Genomic DNA, 18,746 nt, shown 5'->3' with positions numbered 1-18,746 from the left:
AACAACTTTGTTATAATTTGTAACAGCAAATGTAACAAAAAATGTTATTATCTGTACTAATTTTGCAAACTAAATAAAACGAAATGTCACGCTCAATTGTACACATGGACCTAGATACTTTTTTTGTGTCCTGCGAAAGGTTAACCAACTCTAAACTAAATGGTTTGCCCTTAATCATTGGAGGCGGAGAACGTGGGGTTGTGGCTTCTTGTTCCTATGAAGCTAGGACTTTTGGCGTTCGTTCGGCGATGCCTATCAAAATGGCGCTACGGCTTTGTCCACAAGCAAAAGTAATGAAAGGCGATATGGAATTATACTCTAAATTATCTCATGATGTTACTCAAGTCATCGAAGAAAAAGCACCTATTGTAGAAAAAGCCAGCATCGATGAGTTTTATTTAGACATTACAGGAATGGATAAATTTTATGGTTGCTACCAATGGACAAATGAGCTAGCACAAGCCATTACAAAGGAAACGGGATTACCCATTAGCTTTGCTTTATCTGTGAATAAAACAGTTTCTAAAATTGGAACAGGTGAATCAAAACCAGTAGGAAGATTAGAAATTCCTGAAATTATGGTACAACCATTTTTAAATCCGCTTTCGATTCAAAAAATCCCTATGGTGGGCAATGTTACTTTTCAATTACTATCGCGCATTGGCATTCGAAACATACAAACACTTTCAGAAATGCCAGCTGAAGTATTGCAACGAATGATTGGAAAAAATGGTTTAGAACTATGGAAAAAAGCCAATGGAATTGACAATAATCCCGTTGAACCTTACACAGAACGAAAGTCAATTTCAACCGAACATACTTTCCTTCAAGATACAATTGATATTAAAAATCTAAAATCAATCTTGATTGGTATGGTCGAAAAATTAGCGTTTCAATTGCGATCTGAGGAATGGCTGACCTCAACAGTAGTGATAAAAATACGTTACGCAAATTTTGATACCGAAACAAAACAATCTAAAATCGCCTACACTTCAGCTGATCATACGCTCACAAGAACCGTGACTGATTTATTTGATAAATTATACCAACGCAGAATGCGGTTGCGATTGATTGGTATTCGCTTCAGTGGATTAGTTCGCGGTACCTACCAAATTAATTTATTTGAAGATACTGAGGAAATGCTATCACTTTATCAAGCGATGGATAAAATGAAAAGACGTTATGGATTTGATGCAATTAACCGCTGTGCTGGCGCCAATTTAAAAACAAAACATAAAGATGTACCTTAATTGCCACTCCTATCATAGCCTGCGCTACGGCACTATTCCATTAGCTGATTTAGTACAACTTGCGGTACAATCTAATGTAAAAGCAATGGCATTAACAGACATTAATACCGTTACTGGAATTTATGATTTTATAAAAGAATGCGAAGCGGCAAACATAAAACCAGTTGTTGGAATCGAATTTAGATACAATAATAAACTGCTTTATATTGGCTTGGCTAAAAACGCAAAAGGTCTAGCCGAAATGAATCGTTTTTTGACTAAACATAATTTTGATGGAACTCCCCTACCCAATTGCGCACCTGAATTTAAAAATGTTACTGTAATTTATCCTATCGAAAATGCTCCTGATAGCTTTAGCCATTTTGAATTTTTAGGCATACGCCCGGAACAACTTTCGCTGCTTTTTCATGCTAAATGGAAAGAAAAACTAGAAAAAATGGTTGTTTTACAACCCGTTACATTCCGCACTAAAAAAGAATTCAACCTGCATAAAATATTGCGTGCTATTGATACTAATATTATTTTATCAAAACTTACTGAAACTGATTATTGCAGTACGTCAGACATCATGATTGTATTAGAAGAACTAATAATAAAATTTAGTGAATACCCACAAATTATTAAAAACACTAAAAATATCATTGAAGAATGCAATTTTGAATTTGATTTTAAAACACCAAAAAATAAAATCAATTATACGGAGAGTAGTGAAAATGACATCCAACTTTTAACCAGTCTTGCCAATCAAGGATTAATAAAAAAATATGGCAACAACAATCCATTAGCTAGAGCGAGAGTAGAAAAAGAATTAAAAGTGATACACGAATTAAAATTTAGCGGTTATTTTTTAATCACTTGGGACATTATTAGATATAGCAATAGCATGGGATTCATGCACATTGGTCGCGGTAGCGGCGCTAATAGTATTGTAAGTTATTGTTTAGGTATTACCGCTATTTGTCCGCTTGAACTCGATTTATACTTTGAGCGTTTTCTAAACGTCAACCGCAAAAGTCCACCTGATTTTGACATTGATTGGAGTTGGAAAGAACGAGATGCAATCCTCGAATATATCTTCAATCGATATGGGCGAGAACATGTTGCTTTTTGTGGAACCAATGTAGAGTTTAAGTACCGCTCGATTTTTAGGGAAGTCGGAAAAGTTTTTGGTTTACCCAAAGAAGAATTGGACGCCCTTGCTAAAAACCCAATGCAACTGCATGACAGCAATGCGATAGTGGCGTTAGTACAAAAATACGGTATGTTGCTGGAAAAATATCCCAATCAACGCAGTATGCATTCCTGTGGAATATTAATTTCTGAGCAACCTATTACAAATTACACCGTTTTAGAGATGCCTCCTAAAGGATTTCCCATCGTACTCTTTGATATGCATGTTGCCGAAGATATTGGTTTTGAAAAATTTGATATTTTAAGTCAGCGCGGCATTGGTCACATTGATGATTCCGTAAAACTGATTAAAAAAAACCGAGGTATCGACGTCAACATTCGCGATACCGAATTATCAAAAAACGAATCAAAGTGCAATGCGTATTTAAGTATTGGGAATACTATTGGCTGTTTTTATATTGAAAGTCCTGCTATGCGCGGATTGTTGCGAAGGCTAAAATGTGATAATTACAAAACCCTTGTAGCGGCATCATCAATTATTCGGCCTGGTGTTGCTCAAAGCGGGATGATGAAAGAATACATTTTCAGGCACAATCATCCGGAACAGTTTGAATATTTTCATGAGGTTTTCAAGGAGCAATTAGGCGAAACCTACGGCATTATGGTATATCAGGAAGATGTAATCAAAATTGCACTTCACTTTGCAGGCGTTCCCGCATCTGATGGTGATATTCTGCGTCGCGCTATGAGTGGCAAAGGCCGATCAGCGGCCGCATTACAAAAAGTAAAAGACAACTTTTTTGCTTGTTGCCAACAAAAAAGGCATCCTTTAGCACTAAGTCAAGAAATCTATCGACAGATTGAATCCTTTGCAGGCTATTCCTTTTGTAAGGCGCACTCCGCTTCCTATGCTGTAGAAAGTTATCAAAGTTTGTTCTTAAAAGTAAATTATCCAATAGAGTTTATGGTAGCGGTTATCAACAATCAAGGTGGTTTTTATCGTACAGAAGTTTATGTACATGAAGCAAAAATGTCTGGTGGAATTATTAATACACCATGCGTAAACAACAGTGATTATGAAACTACTCTATACGGAATTCAAGTTTTTCTAGGTTTAATGCATTTAGAAGGGCTTGAAGCCAAAGTAGCGCATCACATTGTTTTAGAACGTGAAAAAAACGGAAAATACAAATCGTTAGAAGATTTTATCAATCGCATTCCTATAGGTATTGAAGGAATTCAATTATTGATTTTCATTGGTGCTTTTCATTTTACGGGCCAAACAAAAAACCAATTACTCGTTATCGCACGATTAATATTAGTGAATTTCAAACCTGAAAATCGGAATTTAATGTTACTTCAAGAACCGGTTAAGGAATACCAACTTCCGGTACTAAAACGCTCTCCCTTTGAAGATGCTTTTGACGAAATAGAACTATTGAGTTTTCCTGTTTCTTGTTCGCCTTTTGAGTTATTGCAGACTAAATATCGCGGAGATGTATTGGCTAAAAATTTAATAAATTATCATAAAAAAACCGTCAAAATGTTAGCCTATCTTATCTCCCGAAAACATGTTCCTACTAAAATGGGCGCTATGTTTTTTGGCACTTGGATCGATGCCGAAGGAAATTTTTTTGACACAGCACATTTCCCTAATAGCTTAAAGCAATATCCTTTTCAAGGCGGAGGTTGTTATTTACTATTAGGCACTGTAGAAGTCGATTACCACTTTCCCACTATTACTATTTCTAAAATGGCAAAAATGCCTTTTATTCCTGATCCGCGTTATTCTAATTCTAACGAACGTCAGTACAAAACGCATCAACAAATTAAAGAAGATGTGAGTATGACACAACGAGCGCCTTATCCTCAAGACATCAATTTGCCAAGACATAAAATGAGTGCTAAATAATATGTTTAGTCTAAAAATAACATCATAAAGTCTGTCAAAAATTAATTTTCTTTACATCTACTTCGTTTTTTCTAGTTAACCACTTTACTAGAAGTTGTCAAATGTGTTTATTTTTTATTAATGTTTAATAAATCCATTCCCCAGAATAAAAAAAATACTTTAATTCAAATTATATTTATAAATTGGTATAACAAGAACATTAACTAGATAACTATGTCCCGCTTAGACAAAACTCGCAACTTACCCATATACCAAAAATCAGAATTAATTTACCAATTAGTAGAAAGCTTAATGGCTTCTTTGCCTGAAGACGATGACTATATTCAAGATACAAAAGACTTTATGCGCGCTGACGCAATGCTTATTACAGCAAAGATCGCAGGTGCTGAAGGAGGTGATTTATATAGCATTCGAATGCAAAATGCCGCTCTGATTAGAGAATATGCGATGCATTTATATGTACAAGTAGGTAGTTTACGATTTCATGAAAACTACACCGATTTAGAATATATAAAACTCATCCGAAAAGAAATCGAGGAATTCCGCTTGTTATTTATTGATTGGGTAAACAGTTTTGACACTAACAATTACATTTGGGATAAGTGGGGGTTATTCAATCCACCAGGTGCTATAGCCCCTACTGAAGATGATGACTTTGATGGTGATGATTTTGATATCAATAATTTTTTTGACGAGGAAGATTAAAAATATTTATCCAAAAAACATACATTTGCTATTGCTATAAAAGCCCTTTAAAAACCCAAAATGGATCAGGATAAATTTATTTTCTGTCTCGAAGCCGTACCTGACGTAGAAATTCAAACTACTACCGAAGTAGTCAAACACTTAGAACAATTAGCTTTTGATCAAGGCATTACAAGCATCTATAAAACTTGTGATACTATTGAAGGACTAGAAGAAAGCTTAGGTGCTTTACTATATGATGATCATAATTTTAAGGATTATGAAATTATATACTTAGTGATGCAAGGTCAAGAAAACACTATTTGCATTCACGATTACTATTATAGGTTAGAGGAAATAGCGGAACTATTTGAAGGCAAAATGAAAGGCAAAATTGTGCATTTTGCAAATGAAAAAGTATTAGACTTAAGCGCAGAAGAAGCTCAATATTTTTTAGACATAACTGGCGCACGCGCTATATCGGGTTATGGAGCTGCATTTGCTAACTTAAGTAGCATTCATCTGGATAAACTTTTTTTTCATTTATGCCAAGATGAAACTGATTTAATAACAATAGTCGAAGATTTACATCATAAACAATATGCCCTTTGCAAACTTCTTGACTTCAGACTGTATTATTAAAAAAGAGCATTATTGTAATCACTATTCCCCAATACTATCAATTCGAGGCACATCCTAATTTTCATTTCGTATGAATTCATTATGTATAGTCAACACTAATGCACCACCAAGACCATTTATAAAGCTAGTATTTACCCTGATTTTGTATTTCATAATTAAAAAATTGACCGATACTTGTTCTGTTGTTGTGTGACTGATCTCTGCATAAAGCAAAAACGTAGACTTTTGTGTAAGAACGAACGGGTGGAAAGCGCTTACATCGTTACAGCTACTTCAACAACCTGACTACCCGTGACCTTCGTTAGAGCAAGTATCGATTCAATTTATATTCAGCTGACTAATAAAAGTAAACTAAATTAGAAGACAATTTTTTCTTTAATTTCCTTTCTAATAATAAAAAGTAAGCGTAAAGATTAGCTTGAATTCTAATTTACTAAATTATAGATTAATTAGCGGTTTAATTTATACAATTCAAGGGATTGTTTGTATTATTTCAAGGAATAACAATTCTCATATCTATAAAATGACATTGTTATCTAAAAGAACAAATAAAACTGGAAATCTGTGACCCGAGCGATAGAACAGCGAAGCAATACATTGAAATTTGATCCAACACAACAAGAAGATATTCTATTTTAGATTATACAACTATTTAACAATAAAATTAATTACAAAAATATAGCTTAACTTACTGTGTGGTTTTTATTTGCATATCCACAGCTATTGGTGAGCAAAATAATGTGGTAAAACTTAATCCTAAAATTGCTAAAAAATTGGCTAATTAGCTTGGACTTTTTTTACGAAAAGCACATACAAATATGCCTATAAACAAACACACAAACAAGGCAATTTTATTTCCACATGATGCGTTTAATTTGTAATTTTGGTTTTGTACTGCTATGCACCTTTAGAAAAAATAAAAAGTAATGCAATTTACATCCTCAAAATAGTATTTATGAATCAAGAAATGAAAAATTACGAAGTAAAGTTAGTAGAAGAAAATCTTCTAGAAGTTACCGGAAAAGGCGATAATCCTTTATGGCAAAATGCCGTAATTTTAACTGATTTTACTTCTCCTTGGGATGAGGAGAAACCTAAAAAAATAGAGTTTAAAGCGGTATGGGATGGTGAAAATTTATTTTTCTGTTTTACTGTATTCGATACAATGATTCACATCGAAAAAAAAGATGATGGAATTGAAAGTATTGGAAGCTCTGATAGAGTAGAATTATTTTTTAGAGCTGATAATTCACTAAATCCTTACTATTGTTTAGAAATTGATACAGCAGCTCGAATTATGGATTTTGTAGCATATCCTAATAAAAAATTTGATTTTGACTGGAACTGGCCTCAGAATAATATAGAAGTAAAATCATCCATCAACGACGATAATTTTACCGTTGAAGGATCAATAAGTATTTCATCTTTAAAAATGCTGAATTTAATAAAGGATAACAAAATTGAAACCGGAATTTTTAGGGCTAAATATAATGAAACAGAGAAATCTATTTTTGAGCCCGTATGGATTTCTTGGGTAGATCCAGACACTGAAGAGCCCAATTTTCACATAGCATCTTCATTTGGAATTTTGAATTTAATGGAATAAACATATTATATAGTTTGCATTCACCTATGAACTAAAAAAAGGAGCATTTGATAGTATAAATTTATTTTGACTATCAAATGCTCCTTTTTTATAAGAAGTATATATTTATTAGTACTTATTAGTAATCAATGTGATTAATTGATAAAGTATATTTACTGAGTATGATCTTTATTTAATACAAAATAAAACTAACAGTAACATTAGCAGTAATATTTATTTCACCCGCTGCAAGTGTTTCTCTTGGCGCACTCATATCACTACTTTCCATTGTTTTCATGGCAGCGAACATTGGTCGGGGATAATACGTTTGTGAATTATCAGTTATAGTAAACGCTGGACCTACTTTTTGTTTTAAAACAGAAACATAATCTTCGGCTTTCATTTTTGCTTCTTTAATCGCTAATTTTCTTGCCTCTGATTGATATTCAGCCATCTTTGAAGATTGGAATGTTACATTATCAATTCTATTAATTCCTTCATCCACTAATCCGTCCATTAACTCATCATATTTTGATAAATCTCTCAATAAAATTTCGATTGTTTGTGTAGCATTATAACTGTGTTTCTTTTTTTCATAATCATATTGCGGATTCAATGCAACACGTTGGGTTTTAAAATCAGCTGGCGACAAATTCATTTTTTTGATAAATTTTAAAACAGCTTCGATCTTGACATCATTTTGCTTTTTAACATCTTTAGCATTATTTCCTTTAGTCTCAACAGTTACTGCGATAGTAGCTTCATCTGGAATAACTTTAACCTTTCCTTCTCCACTTACGTTAATCTGAGGAGTTGGTTTTACTTCTTGTCCATAAGAGATCGTTATGAATAATATTGACAACATGAATAGTGCTTTTTTCATTTTTTTTAAATTTAATTGTTTTTACTATTTCCTTTTCAAAAGTTGTGCCATTATAGTTTTCCCATTTTCTGCATCACAAAAAGAGCAGCAATAGGAATAGCTAATAAAACCACCATCAAAGTATGTTCTACCAATAATGTGGGCTCTTTGATTAATGTTATCAAATAACCGCCTACAGCACCTCCAAAATGCGCCGTATGACCAATGTTATCGTTTTTAGCTCTCATACCATATATTGAATACAATAAATAAAGAATTCCAAAAAGATAAGCAGGCATAGGAATTATAAAAAAGATTCCTAACATCATATCCGGTTGCAATAAAATAGCGGAATATAAAACACCAGTTACTGCTCCAGATGCGCCAACGGCTCTATACCCATAATCGTTTTTATGAAAAGCTAACGTGAGTAGACTTCCAAACAGTAGACTTCCAAAATAAATTAATACAAATGAAAAAACACCCAAATAATTAATAACAACTGGAGCAAAAAACCAAAGTGTCATTATATTAAATAGTAAATGAGTCATATCTACGTGAAGAAAACCGGATGACAACATTCTGATTTGTTCTCCTGCACGAATACTTCCTACATGAAATTCGTATTTCCTAAAAAAAGAAAGATCATTAAAACCTTTGTAACTAATTAAAACATTTAAAATAATTATTGCTATCAAAATGGTATTCATAGAGTTTGTTTATTGTGAATTGTAAAGATAGTGATTCTGAAATGTATAGGAAGTAAGAGGCAAAAATTAATGTTAATCAATATTTTCAACCTATTTTCTCTTTAAAAATATTAGATGTAATTTGTAGAGCAAATTGAATATATTTTTTTTTAAATTTTAAGATGCGAAAGTAGGATTTATATTTACTACTCCGCTTTCACAAATTACATCTACTTCTTATTCAAAATTAAAAATCACTTAGAAAACCTTAAAAAGTTTAATAAGTGATTCTTAATAAAATGCAAAGCTAAACTGTTAGACTGTAAACCATTTTTTTACAAATTCGTCTTCTAGTGGTTGTGCTTTTTTATTTATGAACTCATTAGTTTCAGGATTATAATCGTAATCTAAAGCCCAAGTTGTATGATTTTTGGCTAATGATTTAATTGCATCGCAAACATATTCAATTTCATCACTTGTAGTCGTAGGATGAATAGACATTCTAATCCAACCTGGTTTTCTGATTAAATCTCCTAATGTAATTTCGTCGATTAACTTACTAGAAGTTTCCTGGTCTACGTGCAATAAGAAGTGCCCATAAGTACCAGCACAACTGCATCCACCACGAGTTTGAATACCAAATTTATCATTCAATAATTTTACTCCCAAATTAAAATGTAAATCCTCTACAAAGAAAGAAATTACGCCTAACCTTTGTTGATGTTGCGCTGCAAGGATTTTTATATTTGTAACATTACCTAATTCAGAGAAAATATAATCTACAATTTCATGCTCTCTTTTTAAGATATTCTCAATTCCCATTTGGTCTTTCAACTGAATTGCTAAAGCCGTTTTTATAACCTGAAGAAAACCTGGAGTACCTCCGTCTTCCCTATCTTCGATATTATCAATATACTTGTGTTCGCCCCATGGATTTGTCCAACTTACCGTTCCGCCACCTGGATTATCTGGGACTAAATTTTGATATAATTTTTTATTAAATACCAAAACCCCGCTAGTTCCAGGACCACCTAAAAATTTATGAGGCGAAAAGAAAATAGCGTCCAAATAACTATCAGGATCTTCTGGGTGCATATCGATTTTGACATAAGGACCTGAACAAGCAAAATCTACAAAACAAAGTCCATTATGCTGGTGCATAATTTTAGCGACTTGGTGATAGGGAGTTTTAATACCTGTCACATTCGAGCAAGAAGTAATTGAGGCAATTTTAAAAGGACGTTCTTTATATTTTTCTAGCAACAATTCTAGATTTTCTGTACTAAATAAACCGTCTGCACAAGAAGGAATTACTTCTACATCAGCAATTGTTTCCAGCCAAGAAGTTTGATTAGAATGGTGTTCCATGTGTGAAATAAAAACGATTGGTTTCTTTTCCGCTGGAATTGTGATGAAATTTTTAAGATTCTCTGGTACTTTTAAACCCAAAATTCTTTGAAATTTATTAACAACTCCTGTCATTCCAGTTCCATCAGTAATCAAAACATCGTCTGCACTTGCATGTACATGTTCCTTAATAATATTTCTGGCTTTATGATAGGCTTTTGTCATCGCCGTTCCTGAAATAGTAGTTTCCGTATGCGTATTAGCCACAAAAGGACCAAATTCATTCATCAACTTTTCTTCAATTGGGCGGTATAAGCGGCCACTCGCAGTCCAATCGGTGTATATAATTTGCTTTTTACCATAAGGAGATTCAAATTCTTGATCGATTCCTATTATGTTTTTGCGAAACTGTTGAAAGTATAATTCTAATTCTGTTGGTGCTATTTTGGTAATCATTTTTTTAAGTATAATTTGGCTCCAAAGATATTGAATTTTATGAGATACTCATTTTCTACATTTGTTAATATGATCAAATTACAGTTTTCTTTAGATTCAAATCTTCAAAATGACAATATTAGCTCCATTTTTTGCCATAAAAATGTACTTAATTGACAAAATTTTAAAATTGCTTTTTTACGTCACTTCATAAAAAAACCCTTTCAATTTTAGTTTTGAAAGGGTAATTAATTATAAACATATGATTTTATAAACCAGCGACATCTTTTATCTCGTCAATAATTCGAAGTGCTAGCGCATCTGCATTTTCTTGAGTAGCGGCTTCCGTATAAATGCGAATAATAGGTTCCGTATTTGATTTTCTTAAGTGTACCCAATTTTCAGCAAAATCAATTTTTACTCCATCTATAGTATTAATCTCTTCGTCTTTGTACTTATCAGCCATTGCAATGAGGATAGCATCAACATCAATTTGAGGCGTCAATTCAATTTTATTTTTGCTCATGAAATACTCAGGATACGAAGCACGCAACTCTGAAATTTTCATTTTTTTGTTTGCCAAATGTGTCAAGAACAAAGCTACACCTACTAAACTATCACGTCCGTAATGCAACTCAGGATAAATTATTCCACCATTACCTTCACCACCTATAATAGCATTATTCTTTTTCATCAATTTAACCACGTTCACTTCACCTACTGCACTCGCTTCATAAATTCCGTTATGCACTGTGGTCACATCGCGTAAAGCACGAGAGGACGACATATTAGAGACTGCGTTCCCAGGTGTTTTACTCAATACATAATCAGCGCAAGCCACTAAAGTATACTCTTCACCAAACATTTCACCATCTTCACAAACGAATGCTAAGCGGTCAACATCTGGATCTACTACGATTCCTAAGTCAGCTTTTTCCCTTACAACTAATTCTGAAATGTCGGTTAAATGCTCTTTTAATGGTTCTGGATTATGAGGGAAATCTCCGTTTGGGTCACAGTACAACTCAATCACTTCAACACCCATTAATTTTAATAATCTAGGAATAATAATTCCTCCTGACGAATTTACACCGTCAACAACTACTTTAAATTTAGCTGCTTTTATCGCATCAATATCCACTAATGACAAATTCAATACTTCATCAATATGAATATCCATATACGCATCATTAATGGTTATCTCGCCTAAATCATCCACCTCCGAAAAGTCGAATGCTTCGGCATCAGCAATTTCAAGAATTCTCATTCCGTCATCACCATCTAGAAACTCTCCTTTTTCATTCAATAATTTCAATGCATTCCATTGTTTTGGATTATGCGACGCAGTAAGAATGATACCACCATCTGCTTTTTCAAGAGGCACAGCCACTTCAACTGTTGGAGTTGTCGAAAGACCCAAATCGATAACATCAATTCCTAATCCTACTAAAGTATTTACTACTAAATTATGTATCATTGGTCCCGAAATACGAGCATCACGTCCTACAACAACTGTTAGTTTTTCTTTTTTACTATAATCTTTCAACCAGGTTCCGTATGCTGAGGCAAATTTAACTGCATCAACTGGAGTTAGATTATCTCCCACTTTACCACCTATTGTTCCACGAATCCCCGATATCGATTTAATTAAAGTCATTTATTAGTGCTTAAAATATTAATATTAAAGTATAAATTTCTATTCTTTACAAATGTAATAATTGAAGGTTTACAAAAGTCATTTAGAATTTAAAAATTAGCATTTAAATTCATAATTTAGGCGAATGAATTTTCTAGCACACATTTATCTTTCTGGCGATAATGATTTAATTAAAATCGGCAATTTTATGGCCGATGGAATACGAGGAAAACAGTTTGAAAACTATCCTTTAGAAATCCAGAAAGGAATCATTTTGCATCGTAGCATTGACAAATTTACCGATGCACATCCTGTTTTTAGACAAAGTACAAAGCGACTTCATCAAAACTACCATCACTATGCAGGTGTAATTGTCGATGTTTTATACGATCATTTCCTAGCAAAAAACTGGAAAAATTACTCTGATGAAAAACTGACAGAATTTGTAGATCATTTTTATCAATCATTGGTCAATAATAAGCATTTGCTTTCAGAAAGAACGCTGACAATCATGCCTACTTTATTTAAAGAAAACTGGTTAGTTGCGTATGAATCTATTGAGGGAATCCAACATATTTTAACGCAAATGGATCGACGTACTAAAAACCAATCAAATATGCGATTTGCAGTACAAGATTTAACGGAATTCTACTCCGAATTTGAGAACGAGTTTACCCATTTTTTTAAAGAATTAATACTATTTTCGAACGATAAAATGACAACCTTATGAAAAAGATAATATTCCTGCTTGCTCTAGCTATTTTCAGCTGTAAATCCAATGAAAAAACTATAGAACCAACAGGTTTAGTAACTACAAAAGCAATGGTAGTTTCTGCTCGTGAAGAAGCATCACAAATTGGAGTTGAAATCATGAAAAAAGGTGGAAATGCATTTGATGCTATGGTCGCTACTGAATTAGCATTGGCAGTTGCGCATCCGCAGGCTGGTAATATTGGCGGGGGTGGTTTTATGGTGTTTAGAAAAGCAAACGGTGAAACTGGATCAATTGATTACAGAGAAAAAGCTCCAATGGCCGCTTCTAAAGACATGTATTTAGATAAAGACAGGAATGTAATTGCTGGTAAAAGCACCTCCACAGCACTAGCTTCAGGAATTCCTGGTACTATTGCAGGAATATTTGAAGTTCATAAAAAATACGGTTCCTTACCGATAGGTGAAATATTAAAACCTGTGATCGCGCTAGCAGAACGAGGAGTAATTGTTACTAAATATCAGGCTGCAAGTTTGAATAGCAATCGTGAAACTTTTATAAAAAGAAACGGACGAAATAGTTTGTTTTCAAAAGTGTATAAAGAAAATGATACTATAAAATATACAGCGTTAGCAGCTACATTTAAAAGGATTGCTGCAAACGGTCGTGAGGAATTTTATTCAGGTGAAACTGCTCAAAAACTCGTTGCTTTTCTTGCCAAAAAAGGAGGCAATGCCACCATTGAAGATTTTAAAAAGTACCAAGCAAAATGGCGTACACCAATTACTTTTCAATATAAAAAATTAAAAATCACATCTATGTCTCCACCTAGCAGTGGCGGAATTTGTTTGAACCAAATTATGAAAATGATTGAGCCTTTTAATCTTTCGCAAATGGGACACAACGAACTTAAAACTATTCAAGTAATTACAGAGGCAGAACGCAGAGCTTATGCCGACAGAAACTTTTACTTAGGTGATCCTGACTTTATAAAAATGCCGGTTATAGAATTACTAGAACCATCCTATTTAGAAAAAAGAATGAAAGATTTTTCATTTGACAAAGCTTCTAAATCTTCAGATATTGCTGCTGGAATAATTAAAGGCTATGAAAGCAACCAAACTACTCATTACTCAATTGTCGACGCTGAAGGAAATGCAATTTCTGCAACAACTACGCTAAATGACAATTACGGTTCTAAAATATATTGTGATGAATTAGGTTTTTTCTTGAACAACCAGATGGATGATTTTAGTGCTAAACCAGGCGTACCTAATTTATACGGGTTGACTGGAAGTGAAGCCAACGGTATTGCTCCCGAAAAAAGAATGTTAAGTTCAATGACACCTACAATCGTAGAAAAAAACGGAAAGCTTTTTATGGTTGTGGGTACACCAGGAGGATCAACCATTATAACTTCGGTTTTGCAGACAATATTAAATGTTTATGAGTTCGGAATGAGTATGCAAAATGCAGTTGACACTCCGCGCTTTCACCATCAATGGCTACCTGATGAGATTACTTTTGAACCTAATTCTTTCTCTAAAGAGGTTTTAGCAAACCTAAAGAAAAAAGGATATTTTGTAAATGAAAAAAATAAAGAAATTATAGGTCAAGTAGATGCAATTTTAGTTTTACCAAACGGAAAATTAGAAGGTGGCGCAGATAAAAGAGGTGACAATAAGGCCGCCGGTTTCTAAAACTAGTATTCAAATGAGAAAAATCATAATTGTATTAAGCATGATCTCAATGGGCAGCAACGCTCAAAGCGTATTAACACAACCTACTGGGCTAGTTACGACTAAAGCGATGGTAGTTTCTGCTCGTGAAGAAGCCTCTAAGATAGGAACTCAAATTCTAAAAAAGGGAGGGAATGCATTTGATGCGATGGTTGCTACTGAACTCGCTCTAGCTGTTGCTTATCCGTATGCTGGAAATCTTGGCGGAGGCGGTTTTATGGTCTATCGCAAAGCAAATGGCGAAATTGGATCATTAGATTACCGTGAAAAAGCGCCTTTAGCTGCGAGCAAAAATATGTTTCTTGACGAAAAAGGAAATGTTATAAAAGGAAAAAGCACAGATACTCCTCTTGCAATTGGAGTTCCAGGAACAATTGCAGGCGTTTTTGCAGTTCACAAAAAATTGGGCTCCTTACCCATTACTGAAATTTTAAAACCAGTTATTGAACTGGCTGAAAAAGGAGTTGTGGTTACTAAAAAACAAGAAGCTCGATTGAATGATTTCCGAGCTAGAATAATAAAAGCAAACGGTGACAAAACCCTATTTGCCAATGCATTTAAAGAAAATGATATCATAAAATATCCTTCTCTTGCTGCTACTTTAAAACGAATTTCAAAAAATGGTAGAGATGAGTTTTACAAAGGACATACGGCTAAAACATTAGTCAAATATCTTCAGGAAAAAGGAGCTATAATCACCATGGAAGATTTAGCTAAATACGAAGCCAAATGGAGAAAACCACTCACTTTTGAATATAAGGATTTAAAAATAATTTCGATGGCGCCGCCTAGTAGTGGCGGAATATGTATGGCTCAAATTTTTAAAATGATCGAGCCTTTCAACATATCCAAAATGGGACATAACTCTACTCAATCTATTCAAGTCATAGTTGAGGCTGAACGAAGAGCGTATGCGGACAGAAGTTATTTTCTAGGTGATCCTGATTTTGTAAAAATACCTTTAAAACAATTAATGTCTACCGATTATTTGAAACAAAGAATGTCGAATTTTAATTTTGAAAAAGCTACTTTATCATCAGAGATTAAGGAAGGAAAAGTAACTTATAATGAAAGTACAGAAACGACTCATTACTCAATTGTAGATCTGTTTGGAAATGCGGTTTCAGCAACTACAACGCTAAACGATGGTTTTGGTTCTAAATATTATTGCGATGAATTAGGCTTTTTCTTAAATAACGAAATGGATGATTTTAGCGCTAAACCCGGAGAACCAAATATGTTTGGCTTAGTGGGAAATGAAGCCAATAGCATTGCTCCGCAAAAGAGAATGTTGAGTTCTATGACACCAACAATCGTAGAAAAAAACGGAAAATTATTTATGGTTGTAGGTTCACCTGGCGGTTCTACTATTATTACTGCGGTAATGCAAACCATTTTAAACGTGTATGAATATAAATTAAGCATGCAACAAGCTGTAAATGCGCCGAGATTTCACCATCAATGGCTACCAGATTTAATTACATTTGAACCCAATACTTTCGATACAACAACTTTCGAAAATTTAAAATTAAAAGGATATTTAATTAATGAAAAAACAACACCTGTTATTGGTAAAGTAGATGCAATTTTAGTACTACCAAATAAAACTTTAGAAGGAGGAGCTGATTTTAGAGGTGATGATAAAGCTGTTGGATTTTAACAAAAATATTTTCAAGACATGTTCAGTCAACCAAATTAGAGTTAATTTAAAACCTCGTATCTTTAACCATTTGACTTCGCAAAAGCGGCAATTATCCATAAATATAAATTACAAAAGAAGCATTAAAAAATAGTTGATGACCTTAAAAAAAAAGTAATTTTGCATTCCCTTAAAAAAACATAATGTTCAAAAAATACATTTCTAAATTAGAAGTAATAATTGCGATAGCACAATCCCTGCTGACACCCAAGCAATTCATATTTTTATCCGCAGTTTTAGTAGGTATTTCTTCCGCAGTTGCAGTAATCGTTTTAAAAACTTTTGCCCATTGGGTTTTCGCATTTGCTACGTATGTAACTGGATTTTGGAAATTGGGATTCATAAAAGGTATTTTACCGATAATTGGTATTATGCTTACTGTTTTTGTTGTCAAAAGAGTTTTAGGCGGAACGATTCAAAAAGGAACTTCGCAAATTTTATATGCAGTTGCTAAAAAAGCGAGTATCATACCTAAAAAACAAATGTATGCTCAAATTATTACCAGCTCATTAACCGTTGGTTTAGGAGGATCTGCAGGTTTAGAGAGTCCAATTGTAGTTACGGGAGCCGCTTTTGGTTCTAATTATGCCCAAAACTATAAATTATCATACAAAGATCGAACTTTGTTAATAGGTTGCGGCGTTGCCGCGGGTATTGCTGCGGCTTTTAATGCACCAATCGCCGGAGTACTATTTGCTATCGAAGTTTTATTAGTCGATGTGAGTATTGCAGCATTTACACCTATCATGATTGCCGCGGCGACTGGCGCACTAGTTTCTGTAATCGCATTAGACGAAACTATCTTATTGTCGTTCAAACAGCAAGAAAGCTTCGATTACCACAATATCGTATTTTATGTTCTTTTAGGAATACTAACCGGATTTATGTCTATCTACTATTCTCGTAATTTTCAGAGAGTAGAGCATTTTTTTTCGCGATTAAAGCTGACACCCTATAAAAAAGCATTATTCGGATCTTCAATTTTAGCGGTTCTTATTTTTATATTTCCAACACTCTTCGGTGAAGGATACGAAACGATAAAAACATTATCTGATAATGATCCCGGCAAATTGATGGAGGACACTTTGTTTAGTAGTTTCAGAGATAATAATTGGGCACTTCTACTGTTTGTTGGCTTTACAATGATGGTTAAAGTTTTTGCTTCAGGAATCACTTTAGGAAGCGGTGGTAACGGTGGTAATTTTGCCCCATCTCTATTTTTAGGCTCTTATTTAGGCTTCTTCTTTTCGAAATTTGTGAATCTTATAGGACTTGCTAAATTACCGGTAAGTAATTTTACATTAGTGGGAATGGCAGGGATTTTAAGTGGTTTATTTCATGCGCCATTAACTGGAATTTTCTTAATTGCAGAAATTACTGGAGGATATAATTTAATGATTCCACTAATGATCGTTTCGTCAATTAGTTTTGCGATCTCTCGCCGTTTTGAAAAACACTCGATTGATGTTAAGAATTTAGCTAAAAAAGGGCACGCTTTCACGAGTAATAAAGACACGAATGTATTATCAACTTTAGATACAAATTCTATTATTCAAACCGATTTCTTAACCGTTTCACCTGATGAAAATTTAGAAAAACTAGTAGATTTAATTTCGCATTCTAACCAAGTAATATTCGCTGTGGTCAATGCAGAAAATGAATTACTAGGCATTGTGCATTTCAACACGATAAGAGAAATAATTTTCAATACCTATCGAGTTAAGTACACCAAGATCAAAGATGTTATGTTGCCACTTAATGAGATTATCACTCCTGACGAAAGTATGGAAATGGTAATGAATAAATTTGAAAAGTCAAAAATGACATATTTGCCAGTACTTAAAAACGACAAGTATTACGGATTTATATCTAAATCTATTGCGCTTGAGGCTTATAGAACTAAACTTAAAGCAATGACAATTGATTAATGAGATATCAATTTTATTGTGTAGAATTCCTCTCTCAGGAAAAGATCTATAAAGAGAGTCAGCAGCATCTTTAAAATAAAAAAAACAGACCTATAAGCCGGATTCTGTCCACGCTAAAGCGTGGCCTTATCATTTATCTAGATCACACATTACTGTGTGACTCAAGCTATCTACCCTTCAGCAACGAACGAGACGCCCTTAAATGCTGATATACTTGATATTTCACCGCATAGAGTTTACCTGGTTTCACTACAGCATTACCTGTACATACTTTCTGTTGCACTTGTCCTAACCATGCTTTTAGGCGTGGCCGACGGGTGTTACCCGCTATGCTTCCCTGTGGTGTCCGGACTTTCCTCCACGCTAAAGCGTGGCGATAAGGCGGTCTGTAGCGCAAATTTACAACTTTTTTTTTGTTAGCATTCTACTTTCTTAGTCCTACTTTAACAAGTAGTTTGCAATCACTTAACCATAAAATAGTTACCTTTATAAATC

General features: G+C 33.8%; 13 protein-coding genes and 1 other RNA gene. 9 read left to right on the top strand and 5 right to left on the bottom strand.

Features of this window, described 5'->3' with window-relative positions; genetic code table 11:
* Positions 1 to 83: 83 nt before the first annotated feature.
* The 5 genes from dinB (at position 84) to LNP27_RS09045 (ending at position 7,225) form a co-directional block, all read left to right on the top strand.
* Positions 84 to 1,250 carry a DNA polymerase IV gene (dinB, locus tag LNP27_RS09065; protein ID WP_229941324.1) on the top strand — a complete coding sequence of 389 codons (1,167 nt, stop codon included), beginning with the start codon at positions 84 to 86 and terminating at the stop codon, positions 1,248 to 1,250.
* Positions 1,240 to 4,293, top strand: coding sequence for a DNA polymerase III subunit alpha (locus tag LNP27_RS09060; RefSeq protein ID WP_229941323.1), 3,054 nt, complete (start codon positions 1,240 to 1,242; stop codon positions 4,291 to 4,293). The genes dinB and LNP27_RS09060 overlap by 11 nt, the downstream gene beginning before the upstream one ends.
* 213 nt (positions 4,294 to 4,506) lie before the next feature.
* Positions 4,507 to 4,998, top strand: a complete 492-nt coding sequence (locus LNP27_RS09055; protein ID WP_229941322.1) for a hypothetical protein — start codon at positions 4,507 to 4,509, stop codon at positions 4,996 to 4,998.
* Positions 4,999 to 5,058: 60 nt separating this feature from the next.
* On the top strand, positions 5,059 to 5,619 hold the full coding sequence (locus tag LNP27_RS09050) for a DUF6642 family protein (protein ID WP_229941321.1): 561 nt from the start codon (positions 5,059 to 5,061) through the stop codon (positions 5,617 to 5,619).
* Between the two features lie 955 nt (positions 5,620 to 6,574).
* Positions 6,575 to 7,225, top strand: a complete 651-nt coding sequence (locus tag LNP27_RS09045) for a sugar-binding protein (RefSeq protein WP_229941320.1) — start codon at positions 6,575 to 6,577, stop codon at positions 7,223 to 7,225.
* A gap of 172 nt (positions 7,226 to 7,397) precedes the next feature.
* Here LNP27_RS09045 and LNP27_RS09040 read toward each other — a convergent pair whose 3' ends face one another.
* The 4 genes from LNP27_RS09040 to glmM all read right to left on the bottom strand — a co-directional run bounded on the left by LNP27_RS09040 (position 7,398) and on the right by glmM (position 12,194).
* Positions 7,398 to 8,087, bottom strand: a complete 690-nt coding sequence (locus LNP27_RS09040) for an SIMPL domain-containing protein (protein WP_229941319.1) — start codon at positions 8,085 to 8,087, stop codon at positions 7,398 to 7,400.
* Between the two features lie 50 nt (positions 8,088 to 8,137).
* A complete protein-coding gene (locus tag LNP27_RS09035) occupies positions 8,138 to 8,776 on the bottom strand; it encodes a rhomboid family intramembrane serine protease (RefSeq protein ID WP_229941318.1) in 639 nt (212 codons plus the stop codon).
* Positions 8,777 to 9,070: 294 nt separating this feature from the next.
* Entirely contained in the window at positions 9,071 to 10,558 is a 1,488-nt protein-coding gene (locus tag LNP27_RS09030) for an aminotransferase class V-fold PLP-dependent enzyme (protein ID WP_229941317.1), read from the bottom strand.
* A gap of 247 nt (positions 10,559 to 10,805) precedes the next feature.
* Positions 10,806 to 12,194, bottom strand: coding sequence for a phosphoglucosamine mutase (gene glmM / locus LNP27_RS09025; protein ID WP_229941316.1), 1,389 nt, complete (start codon positions 12,192 to 12,194; stop codon positions 10,806 to 10,808).
* 124 nt (positions 12,195 to 12,318) lie between these two features.
* Here glmM and LNP27_RS09020 point away from each other — a divergent pair, with 124 nt between their 5' ends.
* The 4 genes from LNP27_RS09020 (at position 12,319) to LNP27_RS09005 (ending at position 18,251) form a co-directional block, all read left to right on the top strand.
* The gene (locus tag LNP27_RS09020; protein ID WP_229941315.1) at positions 12,319 to 12,903 is read left to right on the top strand and encodes an acyl carrier protein phosphodiesterase; all 585 of its coding nucleotides are present in this window, start codon (positions 12,319 to 12,321) and stop codon (positions 12,901 to 12,903) included.
* Positions 12,900 to 14,585 (top strand): gamma-glutamyltransferase, encoded by a 1,686-nt coding sequence (gene ggt, locus LNP27_RS09015; protein WP_229941314.1) that lies wholly within the window; start codon positions 12,900 to 12,902, stop codon positions 14,583 to 14,585. The genes LNP27_RS09020 and ggt (LNP27_RS09015) overlap by 4 nt, the downstream gene beginning before the upstream one ends.
* A 13-nt stretch (positions 14,586 to 14,598) precedes the next feature.
* Positions 14,599 to 16,284, top strand: coding sequence for a gamma-glutamyltransferase (gene ggt, locus LNP27_RS09010; protein WP_229941313.1), 1,686 nt, complete (start codon positions 14,599 to 14,601; stop codon positions 16,282 to 16,284).
* Between the two features lie 182 nt (positions 16,285 to 16,466).
* Positions 16,467 to 18,251 (top strand): chloride channel protein, encoded by a 1,785-nt coding sequence (locus LNP27_RS09005; protein ID WP_229941312.1) that lies wholly within the window; start codon positions 16,467 to 16,469, stop codon positions 18,249 to 18,251.
* A 77-nt stretch (positions 18,252 to 18,328) separates the two neighbouring features.
* Here LNP27_RS09005 and rnpB read toward each other — a convergent pair.
* Positions 18,329 to 18,644: RNase P RNA component class A (gene rnpB / locus LNP27_RS09000), an RNA gene on the bottom strand.
* Between the last annotated feature and the right edge of the window lie 102 nt (positions 18,645 to 18,746).

Origin of the sequence: Flavobacterium galactosidilyticum, assembly GCF_020911945.1 — a bacterium.
GTDB lineage: Bacteria > Bacteroidota > Bacteroidia > Flavobacteriales > Flavobacteriaceae > Flavobacterium > Flavobacterium galactosidilyticum.
Note: the sequence above shows the minus strand (reverse complement) of the source record. Positions and strands in the feature narration are given on the sequence as shown.